9 protein-coding genes are annotated in these 12,275 nt (G+C 66.5%); 1 reads left to right on the top strand and 8 read right to left on the bottom strand.

Annotated elements, in window-relative coordinates; translation table 11 throughout:
- Positions 1-13: 13 nt before the first annotated feature.
- From CRM89_RS10795 to CRM89_RS10790, 3 genes are all read right to left on the bottom strand, one after another.
- A complete protein-coding gene (locus CRM89_RS10795; protein ID WP_098086947.1) occupies positions 14-3,193 on the bottom strand; it encodes a DEAD/DEAH box helicase in 3,180 nt (1,059 codons plus the stop codon).
- Between the two features lie 569 nt (positions 3,194-3,762).
- Positions 3,763-3,948, bottom strand: a complete 186-nt coding sequence (locus CRM89_RS30925; RefSeq protein WP_172964408.1) for a DUF6112 family protein — start codon at positions 3,946-3,948, stop codon at positions 3,763-3,765.
- A 305-nt stretch (positions 3,949-4,253) separates the two neighbouring features.
- Positions 4,254-5,075 carry a PP2C family serine/threonine-protein phosphatase gene (locus CRM89_RS10790; RefSeq protein ID WP_172964487.1) on the bottom strand — a complete coding sequence of 274 codons (822 nt, stop codon included), beginning with the start codon at positions 5,073-5,075 and terminating at the stop codon, positions 4,254-4,256.
- Here CRM89_RS10790 and CRM89_RS30920 point away from each other — a divergent pair.
- The gene (locus CRM89_RS30920) at positions 4,990-5,247 is read left to right on the top strand and encodes a hypothetical protein (RefSeq protein WP_172964407.1); all 258 of its coding nucleotides are present in this window, start codon (positions 4,990-4,992) and stop codon (positions 5,245-5,247) included. The genes CRM89_RS10790 and CRM89_RS30920 overlap by 86 nt on opposite strands.
- 553 nt (positions 5,248-5,800) lie before the next feature.
- Here the strand turns inward: CRM89_RS30920 and CRM89_RS10785 are convergent.
- From CRM89_RS10785 to CRM89_RS10765, 5 genes are all read right to left on the bottom strand, one after another.
- A complete protein-coding gene (locus CRM89_RS10785; RefSeq protein WP_098083903.1) occupies positions 5,801-6,838 on the bottom strand; it encodes a recombinase RecT in 1,038 nt (345 codons plus the stop codon).
- A gap of 46 nt (positions 6,839-6,884) precedes the next feature.
- Positions 6,885-7,841 carry a PD-(D/E)XK nuclease-like domain-containing protein gene (locus CRM89_RS10780; RefSeq protein ID WP_172964486.1) on the bottom strand — a complete coding sequence of 319 codons (957 nt, stop codon included), beginning with the start codon at positions 7,839-7,841 and terminating at the stop codon, positions 6,885-6,887.
- Positions 7,842-8,754: 913 nt separating this feature from the next.
- Positions 8,755-9,369 (bottom strand): hypothetical protein, encoded by a 615-nt coding sequence (locus CRM89_RS10775; protein ID WP_127516144.1) that lies wholly within the window; start codon positions 9,367-9,369, stop codon positions 8,755-8,757.
- 119 nt (positions 9,370-9,488) lie between these two features.
- Positions 9,489-10,448: a bifunctional DNA primase/polymerase gene (locus CRM89_RS10770; RefSeq protein WP_098083900.1), complete on the bottom strand. Its 960-nt coding sequence runs from the start codon at positions 10,446-10,448 to the stop codon at positions 9,489-9,491.
- A 57-nt stretch (positions 10,449-10,505) separates the two neighbouring features.
- Entirely contained in the window at positions 10,506-11,651 is a 1,146-nt protein-coding gene (locus CRM89_RS10765) for a DUF932 domain-containing protein (RefSeq protein WP_127516142.1), read from the bottom strand.
- Positions 11,652-12,275 lie beyond the last annotated feature (624 nt).

Genomic DNA, 12,275 nt, shown 5'->3' with positions numbered 1-12,275 from the left:
TTCTTCTACGCGATCAGGACGATCCATACACCTCGAACGCGCCCTTCGTTACGGTCTGCACGTATGAGGCGGCACCGGCGATGAGCCGTAGTTGCTCGTCGCTTGCCGACACGATGCTCAGGCCCGGCTGGGCGATGATCGTCGTGAATCGCGGGAACAGTAAGGACGCTTGCTGCCTGATCCGGAAGAGCACCTCGCGATCCCCGATCTCGAACGCCGAACCACCAAAGCGACGCGTGTAGCCGACGGCACGACGATCAAGGCGTTCGAGGAGCGGTAGCGCTGCATTGTCTCGCCATCGTGCGCCACGCATAGCTTGGCCGCAAACTTCGTAGAGGTCCGCGAGCCGGGAACCCGCATCTGGCTTCGAGGAGTACTTGCAGTGCACGAGCGTGACGTGCAGGTCTCCTCCATCGACGCGGATGCCAACCAGATCAGCCGCCTCACCTGACCTATCATCGTCGACGAGGACGTCGAAGGTCTGGTTCTCACGGAGGTAGCGCGCCATGAAAGCCTGAATGGAGTCTTCCCTGCGTTCGGGACCTTGCGATTCGACCGTGATGTCCACGCCTGCCGTGGCCCAGTCGAGGGAACGCAGGTTTTCGCGTGGGTAGGGTGGAAGCTCGGTTCGAGGCGCGAGCAACCGGTCATCGCCAGTAATCAGTCGGTCGCCCGAGAGAAGAAGCGTTGGCTTGTGGTTGTTCAGCCACGTCGACAGCGGCGTTGTCGTTCCGCGCCCTCCTTCGACGGCGGCTTCGTCGCCGCGGGCACGGTAATGAACGCCGGTCGAGCCGAACCGCCCTTCGTATGGGAGCTCCCACGTTGGGGTGACTACGGAGAAGCGAAGCGGCCCGTCGATGCCGTAGTCGTCGATCCTCAATCCAGCATCGGTCAGGGGGACACCCTTGTCGCCGTAGGTGAGTCGCGACGACGTTCCAGTGCCGACGTACAGCTCCCACGGCCACTCGACCGCGAGGAACGGATACGGAGGTCGCACCTTGACGTCGACAGGGATGATCATGTCGCGAAATAGCGAGCGGACGTCTACGGAGCTGTCCTGGAGCTTTGCGCCCTGGTCGTGGCACCACCTACGCCACTCCGCGAGGTTCGACGCGGTCCGCATCGACCAGAACCTTCCTGATAGCGCCGCGGCGATGGTGACGCGCTCGCCCTCTTGGAACGCCTTGGCAGCGACGTGAGTGTTTGCCTTGTGGGTGCGTTCGGCTTCTGTCAGCGCTGTCTCGACATCGCTGCCCACGTGCATGGAGAAGCGCTTGTCTCGATCCCGAGCATCGAGGAGGCCGATGTTCGTGGGGACGAGGCGGTCGAGCTTTGCAAAGACTTTGAAGGTGTCGTAGCCGTTGACTGGGGTCGGCTCGTGCCCAACCACAGCCTCGACGAGGTCGTCAAGGCTACGTTTCGTATCAGAACAGTGGACAAAGAGGAGGCCTTGCGCTCGGTCGTAGAAGAGCACGACGAGCGTGTAATCGGTCGCGCGCAGGGATGGGATATCGCCCCAGCGGAGTTCGGAGACCGTCTCGATCACGAACCATGCGATGCTGTCATCCCGGTTGATACTGATCAAGCCGTCCAAGATCGCTTCGCCGTACACCGTATGGGCCGCGAGTGGCTCCCAGTCGGCTGTCGTCGTCGCGAAGGCGCGAGCGCTCATTTTCGGTTCTAACAGGCCGACGGGCACGTCCGGCGGGTTGTCGACGAAGGACGCCTCGAACTCGCTGATCTCGTCTGCGCGCTCGGTCGCGCGCTCCGTAATGTCGCTGAGAACCTTGTCCCAGTCAGGATCCTCGCGTAGAAGGAACCGCAGCGGCGAGAGCGCCTGTTTCGGGTCTTGGCGGATGAAGACGCTCGCGGTGCCGATCGGGACGGGGGAAGACGTGCGGGCTAGTCGACCGATGAGCTGGACCATAGGGCTCAGGGAGCGATACGTGTCGTGGAATGCTCCGACTTTGAGTGTGGGGAGGTCGAAGCCTTCGCCAAGCATGTCGACGCAGACGATCACGCGACTGGACCGCTCCCTCATGGCGCGTATCGCGGCGTCCCGCTTGCTCGCCGGTAGCGAGTCATAGATCACCTTCGGGGCGAACTCGGGGGCGAGGCGCGAGTACAGCCGGTGGATCTCGTCTGCTCGTGATTTCGATCCGACTCGCGCGAGCAACAAGTGTTCGTGTCCGGCGTCGAGGTCGCGGCGTAGCCGGGACAGTGCGGCCCTGGCAAGTGCTTCGTCATCGTCATCGAGATCGAGGACGGCCGTGAAGTCGATCGTGCTGAAGTAGCCCTCTTTTTGGGCCTCCCGGAGTGGGAAACGAAAGATGACTCGTCCCGGCAGCGTCAGTCCGTCACGCCGGTAGGGGGTCGCGGTGAACAGCAAAACTGGACGCTCACCGAAAGCGCGGATAATCTCCGTCCACGTCCGAGCCGGTGCGTGGTGCGCCTCATCAACCAGGAGATGTGTGAACCCGGAGAAAAATGCTCGTCGCATGTCAGCGGCAGACGCGTGAATCGCATTCGGAGTCGCGACTACGACGTTGCAAGCAGCCACGAAGGCGGCAGCACTCTCTTCGTCGTCGAATCGTCCTGCGACTCGTCCGACCCGCGGTCTTATTACGCCCGGTGTGACGATGGCCTCCTGCTGGAGGATACCGAGCGTCTCGAACTTAGAGGCGATCTGGTCTCTCAGTGCTGAGGACGGGACCACGACAAGGACCCGTTCGGGACGCTGCGCGACCAGCCACGCGAGCATGGTCTCTGTCTTGCCAGTCCCGGTCGGCATCACCACGATTCCTGGCTCAGTGAGGCCCGACGACTGGTATCCGACGATGGAATGCAGTGCCCCGATCTGGGGGCGGCGCAGGCTTGGCCGACTGTGAGACGTGAACCCTATCGCTCCGTCGAACGAGTCCCGTACGACATCTGCAGGTATGGGGCGCCTCGATCCAGTCCAAGTGATTTCGTCGCTCGACGCGCCTCCCTCGGGAAGGACCGCGGCCAGCTTTTCCCCAAGCAGCTCGTCTGGTCCTGATGCGGTTGGCCAGCGGCCATACCTGCTTCGAACGTGGAGGGCAGCGGCGGCGCTGCCCGCAAGATCGAGGCCATCGTGGGCAGGAACCAGCAATTGCCGAATGGTGTTCTTCCCGATAGTCTCCATGGCCGCCCACACGGGGCCCGTTCTCATCGAGGCCATCCTGTGTAGATCGCGCCAGCTCGCCTCTCCGACGCAGTGTTGCCAGGACGGGACGGGCCTTGGTCGAGTGACTTGCGGAGAATCTTCCACGAGCATTCTTCAGCGCGCTTCGCCTGGGCAGGCGTCATCACCGGATCCCTCCTACCGGTGACACGGTCACCTTCCGTAGATGCTCAGCTAACACATCATGCTGGACCGCCAGCGTTTCTTCGCTACCTGACACGCGGTTCCCTCCCAATGGGGCTGCATCCGGTGGGCGGCTGGCGTTGCCAGGTGTGCGTTCAGAGAGCAGCGACATTCGCGCTAGAAATGCCGCACCGCTGTCGTATTTGTTGTCCGTCGTCGAACGGTACGAGTCCGGGACCGAGAGAGGTGGCGAGGTCGAACACGGGGTTGCTCCTGACGACGAAGCCCGCTCGCAGGGGGCGGGGCCGTAACGGTTCGCCTCTCAGGTGCACTCACACCCGTGACGCCTCCGGATACGCGGAACGGCACCACGATCCAGCCTTAGGGTGAGAAGGTGTCAAACGGGTGCTCGCAGTCCAGGCCGCCCACGCTGACTACATCCCAACACATGCTGAACGAGCGGCTAGCCTTGGACGCGGCAGCGAGATTCGGTCCGCCGAGGTGATCGCGGAGACGATCAGCATGAGTACCGCCACGACCAGCATGATCGTCAGCAGCGCGCCGATGATCTGCTGGAGGTCGGCGATCCCGTGCCAGCCCATCGAAATCGGAAAACGCATTCATGACGCCTCAGCCCTCCGACACCGTGACGTTGGACTGACGCGAAGGCGAAATCGGCCGGACGTGCGTAGACCACTGTTCGCCCGCTGCCGTCGAGGGCTGTGCCGCAGATCTGGCACAGGCGGTGGGCGAGGACTTCGGCCAGCCGCTGCGGGTGGTTGGTGCCCCATTCGGGACGGTCGAGGTGGCAGGCGGTTATGTAGGGGACGACACGGCCGGCATGAGTTGGTCGGTGGGCGAGACGTGCGGGGATCGCAGGAATGGACACGAACGGTGCCTCCGTGGCGGGATCGGGATAAAGGGTTCACCAGTTGGTGCGCGGACCGCGGCAGTCAACGCGCGGCAGCCGGGTGCGGGGCGCCGGCGAGCCGGAGAGGTTGTCGGCGATGGTGATCAGGACGGCAGTGGCGTTGTCGGCGTGGGTTCCTGCGGCTCGGACTGCCCACTGCGTCAGCCACGCCACGGCTCGGCCGGGCGTCCTCGCCGTCGACAGGGCGTAGGCGATGACCTCGTCGGTGAGGACGTCGTGGATACCGTCGGTCGTCAGCAGGATCTGGCGCGGGGTGAACTCGCGGCGTCGGCTGGGATGCCACGCCGCGTGCTCGGGGCCCTCGTCGAGGTGGCGCAGGGTCCGAGTCAGCACATGCGGGTGTCCGATGTGGCCGAGGTTGTGGTCGTGGGTCAGCGGAATCAGCCGTCCGTCGGTGATTCGGAGGTAGGCGCGGCTGTCACCGATCCAGCCGATCTGCACCTCGCGGTCGTGGCCGATGGTCGCTACCACCAGTGTGGTGTCGGGGTTGTTCTCGCCGTCTGCGAAGGCGTAGAAGATGTCCTTTCGCTGTGCGTATTCGGCGAAGGCGCCGACCGCCACGCCGGCGAGGTGGATGAGGTGGACCGGATCGGATTGGTATTCCAGGGCAGCGCCGATGGTGACCGCGGCGTCGACCGCTGCTCGGGCGACCAGTTCCGACCCGGGGCGCGACCCCATGCCGTCGGCGACCGCGGCCACGAGGTACCCCGTCGAGGTGGGGTCGCCGTGAATGGCCCAGGAAAACGCATCCTGGTTGACCGAGCGGGCACCGATCAGGGAGGCGGAAGCGATCGTGAAGGGAGGAAGGAGGTCCATCAGGGTGTTCTCCGGTATGAAAGGGGCGAGTCTCGCCGCAGGCCGCTCGGCGGGGATGGTGGCAGTGCGTGAGGTGGACATCGACCGTGGCCTGGGCGGTTCCGACACCATGGGGAGGCGAACCGTCGACAGCAGCGAAGGACAGCAGGTGCTGTCGAGCAGCCGAGAATGACCGTCGACACGGGCCAGGTGCCCGAGTATGTCGTGCACCTGATCCCGTGGTCACGATCTCGACGGGTAAAGGGTTACGGCCCTGCGGCGCCGACGGGTCGTCGAATCGGACGAGGGGTCGCCGCGCCCGGCCGGGGTCCGACGGTGGAAGGTGGTGCATGGCGTGGGGTTGTGGGGCTGTGGTGGAGTGGGCGCCAGGTCGCACGGGGGCGGCCGCGGGTGGTCAGGGCGCGCCGCCGTGTGGGCCCGACCGGTGATGCGGGGCCGAGCTCGCGTTTGGCGGTGTTGATCCTCACCGGGTGTAGGAGGCGGGTTTCATGTCGGGCTCCAGTGACATCGGTTCGACGACAGGGCGCGCTGGGTGGTGCCGAGCACGGTTGGTAGGGGCAGGCGACCCGGAGTCCGAGGACGCGTTCGGCGGCATCGGCGGGTGCCAGACGGACCCGCAGGCGCGCGGGCAAGTGAGCGACGGTCACAGCAGAGAGGTCTCCTCGGGGGTGCATTGGTGGGCTCAGTCGGGTGTCAGGGCGTGCCGGACCGGTGGGGTGTTGGGGTCAGGTCGGTTCGCTGGTGGGCTTGGTCGCCGGCAGTGTGGCCCGCAGTGTCTGCAGTTCGTCGTTGCTGACGTCGTCGAGGCTGGTGATGGTCCGCCGGAGGTGGTCTGTTACCCACCGGTGGACTGCCGCAGGGTCGCCCAGCGCCGCGTGCAGGGTGTCGATCGCGCTCTGCCTCGACTCCGTGGGGGTCGGCGATGACGTGCGGGCCCGGCCACGTGCCCGCTTTACAGCTGGTGGCCCATCACTGCGAGGAGTGGGTGCAGAGGGGGTGGGTGCGGTGGCAACGGTGGCCGGGTCGTCGGTGGCTTCGGTCACCGGCGGGGGTGGTGGGCTGCTCGGCGTCGTGCGGGGTGGACCGAGGACATCGACGGCGGGGCGGATCGTGTTCTCGGCGGCTGTGTCGGAGGCTGAGTGTCGAGGGCTGGCGGGGGTGCGATCGATGTCGTCGCTGTCGGTGAGCACCACACCGCTGAATGTTTCGGGGAACAGCCGGTTCCAGGCCAAGGCTTCGGCGCATTTGGCCAGCATGTGCGCGGGCATCTTCGCCCACCCGCGCGTCGGCGTCCCATCGAAGGTTGTCTTGATGTACTCAACGAAATGCGTTTGCCCTACGACTGATTCGCGCTCGCCCTCGGGGAAGACAGCGGTGAGGGTGTATTTCGCGGCAGTCGGTGGTGTGGGATGAGGCCAGGCATCGACCCAGACTCCGGCGCGGTCGTCGTACCAGAGGGCGCCGGGTTGTGTGATCCGTATTCCGGCCTCGTTTGCGGCACGGCGGCCAAGGATGCGGTATCCCTGGATGGAGACTTCGATCGACCAGCGCCGCTCCATCGACAGTTCGCCATGCTCGTCGAATACGGGTTCGCGGCGCAGCAATAGCCGAATCTGCTCGCGGAATGGATCAAGTCCGGTAGTGACGACGGTGTGGAAGAACAGCGTCAGCCACGGCGCTGGGGCGTCGGTCGCGATCCCTCGGGCCGTGAGCGCGTCGAGTTGCCCGTCGGTGAATTCGGTCTGGTCCGCAGTGAGGGCCAAGGGGGATCGTGGGCGGCTCGGGGGCGCGGTCGGCACGAGAGTCCTTTCAACGGGGGCGGTAGCGCAGGGTGGCGCGGCGGGGAACACGGATGCGGTGGATGCCGGGGCCGTAGTCAGGCCATCGGTCGGCGGCCAGGCATCGGGCGTAGAGGTTGATTGCGCGCCGATTCTGGTGGGCAGCGTCGACGAGGTCGGCACGGTCGAGTTCGCAGACGGTGACCACGTGCGGGGGTTGTTTGGAGATCACTGCGAACAACAGCCGGGAGGAGAGCCCGTGTGCGGCCAGACCGTGCTGGTACCAGCTCTGCTGGAGGTGGTAGCCGTAGCGCAGCACCGACCAGGCGAAGTCCTCGGGATCGGCGCTGTCGGCGGTCTTGAGTTCGACGGCGGTGATGCCGCCGTCGGCGGTGGGGTGGAGCCAGTCCGGACGTGTTCGTAGCATCAATCCGGTGTCTGGGTCGCGCCAGTAGAAGGACACCTCGGCCCACCCCTGATCGAACAGGGGTGCCAGAGTCGGATGCGTGCGGGCGCTGGTGGCCATGGCGCGCGCCTCGGCGTAGCGCTGGGTCAGCAGCGGTATCGCGCCTGCGGCGCGGTAGGCGGTGCGGAGTTGTTGGGCGCGTTTGGTTTTCCAGTCTTTCGCGTTGACCTCGACGACGGGGGGACCCTGGTGCAGGGTGAGGGTGTGTACGGCTCGCCCGTACTCGAGGGTGTCGCTGTCGCGCGTTCCGTTCAGTTGTTCGTGGCGGAATTGGCGGGGGGATACGCCCAACCACAGTCGTCGTGCCTGTGAGCTCGACAGGGCGTTCAGGTCGGCGTGGTAGGCGTTTTCGGACAGGTCTTCGTATACCCCCGGTTCGGTGGGTGCGATCGTGAGCAGCTCGTCGACCTGGCCGTATGCGGCTGCACCGGGGCTGAAGGTGATCGGCTCGGGCAGCGCGACTGCGGTGTTAGCTGCATCGATTCCGCACCCTGCACCCGCCAGTAAGTCGCCGTCGAGCACCGCCCGCGACTGCACAACTGCGGTGCGGTCGTGTTCGGGTCGCCTCCGCCACTGCGGATCAGACAGCACCGTAATGCGTCGATCCCCGCCGGTCGGTGCGTCTTGGCGATGGTCGGCACGAGGCGAATCCCCGCGGCCTCCGCGCACATCCCACCCCGCTCGCGAGGCCGACAGGCGAGCCCGAGTGTGGTGGGGCCTGTCGGACCGCAGCCAGAGCGTGATGTTCGATGGCTGGGGACCGGGCCGCGGGAGCGGGGGTGGTGATGGCAACCGACGTCTCGCCGGCGGGGGCGGGAAGGGCATGTCCTGTCCTCCTGAATATGAATCGTGGAGCGGATTCAGGCGTGTGACGACCTCTGGTCAGCGGCGTACTCGTCATGGAGCGGGGGAGTAGCTGCACGCTGCGATACGAACTGACAGATGGCGGGCCGCTGGGCCTGCCCGCGCTCGCCCTTTCATGGATTCGTCGTCGTGGAGGCGGCGCCGAGGTGTTCGCTGACGAGGTCGATGAATTCGTGGCGGAACGTGTGGTCCGTCGGAGAGGATCGGCGCCATGAGTCATGACGTCGAGTGCAGCTTCCTGGTGCGGACCCGGGCCGTCGACCATCCGGGCAAGTTCTTCTATCGGCTGTTGTCGGTGGACGGTTGGCATGGCGACGGCCTGGTCCGCACTCCGCACCCGCCCGCAGTGGGGGACACGCTGTGGCTGTTCGACCGCCAGCTCGGCGGCGGCGCGAGTTACCGCATCGTAGCGCGCGATTGGAGATCTCCGGCCTACGGTTCGGCGAGCTGGGTCACCGGTGAGCCGGGGCCGCTGCTGCGGTGCCTGGTCGAGCAGTCGCCGGGCTTGATCGTGGATGAGGCGCCTCACGACGAGGACATGGCCGGTCCGCCGAGTACGAGCATCTATGCCTCAGTCCTGCGACCGGTCGCGGTGAAAGCAGACCTCGCCGCTGACCAGCCGTCGCGCCGTGGAAAGCGTGATTGTGTGGTGCGGGCGACGGCAGCCGTGTGCGGCGGCGTGGAAGAGCCGGTAGGTGCCGGTGTCGAAGGTGTGCCAGGTCAGCTCCACGTCCGTTCTGGTCTCGCAGCCCGCGGGCATCCAAGCGATCCGTACCCGGACGAAGGGCTCGCCGCTGGTCGCTGTGCCGTGGGTGACGATGTAGTTGCGGCGGTGATGGTGAGCCAGTTCGAGCAATTTGCGCATGCGAGGCGGCGGGTCGAAGGGGTCGGGCGGCCGGTCGGAGGACGGGGCGGGTGTGTCGGTGCGCGGTGCGGCCAGGGCGAGGGTGTCGTCGAGGCTGTCGACCGCGATGATGCCGCCGCCGACGAGTCGAACCGCCCACCAGGGCTGAAGATCACGGCCGAGCTCGGCGGTGACGGTTTCGACCGTGCAGCGGCGAGCAAGGTAGCGTTCGTTGACGAGCTGGTCGCCGGGCTGAAGTTCGCGGACCGCGATCTGACGGCCCGGGATGGCACGCGAGGCGCTGGTCACCCCGGAATCGGTTAGGGGCTCGTTATCGGGCACGGATGTCCTTTCGGCGTTTACCGCCGATCACCTTCCTGGACGCGCTGTCTACTGATGCGGTGAACGGGGGCGGGGTGTGGGCGGCTGGTGGATTGCGATGCCCTGCGGCAGGGGCGGGGTCAGCTCAGGTGGATGTGGCGGGGTCGCGCGATGCCGTAGTCCAAGCCGTCGCTGATCGTGCGGTCGGCCTCGTGTGCGGTGAAACAGCTCATGCCGACATGGGTGTGTGCTGCGCAGCGCAGGGCGTGGTGGGCGTCGGCGCGAGACAGCAGTCCCGCTCCGACAAGCCGACCGATGGAGCTGGCAGCCGAGACCAGGGTATGGTGCCGTTGCCCGACAGGTGCCGTGGCGATACGCCGGCATTGGCGGGCCAGTGCTGCACGGCAATAGGCGTGCGCGCGCACCACGCGCAGGTCGACCGCGTCCGGCGGCGGTGCAGGCGGTGGCGTGAGAGCGGTGATCAGCCACTCCGGTAGGGGAACCGGGGGTTGGTCATTGATCAGGCGGTATCGGCCGCGGGGGGTGAACGAGCCGGCGGCGACGACGTATCCGCCGACGCCGCGGGTATCGATTCCTCGCCCCAGCCGGCCCGCGCTGTTCCTCAACGGCGGGGTGCGCGGGGCGGTGAAGTACAGATGCTCGCCCCCGGACGGGGTCAACACCCGGTAGGTCGACCCCGGGTAGGGGACTCCGTGTTCGGCCGCCACGCGTGTGAGGGCATCGCGGCCATGATCAGTGGGCCCGGCGCGGTGGCCTCGTTCGGTGTCGAGGTCGAGCACATACAGCCGACTCGGGCCGCAGGCGATACCGATGTTGAACGGTGCCTGGCTCCAGCGTCGGGTAATCAGGTGAGGATCGCGGGTGGCGAGGGCTTGCCAATTGTGCTTGGGCACGGCGGGCTTCTTCGAACCTGGGGCCAGGGGGAACACGAAGAACCCGCAGGCAGCCGCATGCTGTGCCGCGTGCAGTAGTTCGGGTGCCAGCGAGCCCGTGTGCCCAGGCTGGCGGCAGGTCCAGTCGGAGTCGCCGGCGGCGCGTTCACGCGCTGCTGGCCGGCGGTGTTCGGCGGGCAAAGCCATGATGTCGTTCTCCTGGGGTGGCCCCGGCTCGTGCTGTCGCGCGGCCAGGGCCGACCATCAGGCGTGAGCAGCGGCCAGGTTCAGCGCGTCGAGCCCGAGTGCGGTCAGTTCGTGGCTGCGTTCCACATCGCCGCGGTCACCGACGACCTGGGCGAAGGAGGTGACCGCGTGCATGATCCCGCCTGCGGACCGGTCGCCTGCGGCGAGGAAGTGGCTCCAGATGCCGGTGCGTTCCTCTTTCGTGAATCGCAGCTTGGTCGACACCACGGTCAGGGTGGTTTCGGGGGCTGTCAGCTTCGTGGTCGCGGCCTCGGTGATCTCGTCGACGCGGTCCTGCAGGAACTCGGGAGTGAGGAAGGCGGCGACGGCGTCACGGATCTTCAAGGTGAAGGCGCGATCGTCGGCTTCGCAGGTGTCGCGACGCCAACGCACCGTTCCCGGGGCGAGACGGGCACCGCGGTGTACTTGCGTGAGAGCCTGCCTGGTGAGCGTCATACCGTTGTCGCACACCTTGATCCGGATCTGTGGTGAGACCCGGGTCCTGCCGTGTCCGGTCTCGCTGTTGCAGAACACCACACCGGCGAACACGATCGGGCACTCCGATCCGGGTTGTCCGGTGAAGGGGGAGCGGTAGTCGCGCAGCAACTCCGGTGCTCGGATCGCGATCTGCGGTGCGGCGACGCGCATGTAGAGGTTGTTGTCGGTGAGATCGGCCTCGACGATCTGGGTCGAATCGACCCCTGCTGCGCGCAGGCCGGCCAGGAACGCGGTCGCCATATCGAGGTTGTCGCGGACCCCGTAGGCGTCCGAGAGCACCGCCCGCACGATCCCGTTGGTGCCGGGGTGGGCGCGGTCGCTGCCCCACAGCAGCCGGATGAGGACGTTGCGGTCCTCGTCGTAGCGAGTCCAGTCGTTGATGGTGTGATCGAACGCGCGGATGTTGGTGGTGCGGCAGCGGCGTAGGTATGGCAGCGGGATGTCGTGGTCGGTGGCCAGGTCCGCGACCGCGGAATCGGTGAAGGTATAGGCGCCGTTGAGGTCGTAGACCCCGTCTTCGGTGATGGCGGGATCGGTGAGACCTGTCAGGGACAGGCACCCGTTGCGCGAGTAGACCTGGTAGCCGGGCACCACGACGTCGAGTTTGCGTGCCTGCTGGTCCTCGAGCACGCGCATCAATGTCGCGGCATCGCTTCGACGGAGCACGCGAGAAGGCAACGCGGGCAGTGTCGAATTCGCGTTCATAGAAAGACCTTTCATGATGTGAGCGGAGGTTGTCCGGCTGTTGACGGCGCGGCGTCGAGTAGCGACCGGTAGCGCAAGGGCCGTGCAGGAGATCGATTGCCTGCCCCAGCGGCGTGGTGATCGACGATGGTCTGCCGCCGTGTTCGCTGGATTCGGCGGGGCATGCGGGAGTAGCGGCGCGCAGCGCAGGTGCACGGCGCGTTCTCGCCGTCAACAATGTCTCGGCCGATCGCGTGGGGGCTCGGGCGACTGCGTTGGTGGCCCAGGTTCGCCGTCGAGGCGGACCGTTGCGCTCGTCCGGCAGCGCAACCGCCCCCGATGGTGCTTCGGCAGCGCCGCGGTGCCGCCCACGTCCCTCCCTGACGGGCGTTCTTGTCAGGCAGGCGGGAACGTTGGTTGCCAGGCGAGCACCGGCTGGATAACGGCAGTACCGGAGTTCCCCGATCAGGGGCGGCAGCGTGCCGAGGACCTTCACCGCCTCTGGCATCGCCGCGAGCAGGAGACACGTTCTGCTACCCCTGCGGTGGCAGCGCCGTGCGGTCCACATGGGGCACGGCGGCGGGACCGTGTGAGGACAGCGGTGCC

This window comes from Nocardia sp. FDAARGOS_372 (genome assembly GCF_002554515.1).
GTDB lineage: Bacteria > Actinomycetota > Actinomycetes > Mycobacteriales > Mycobacteriaceae > Nocardia > Nocardia farcinica.
The sequence above is the reverse complement of the archived record's forward strand: the minus strand, read 5'-3'. Positions and strand labels throughout refer to the sequence as shown.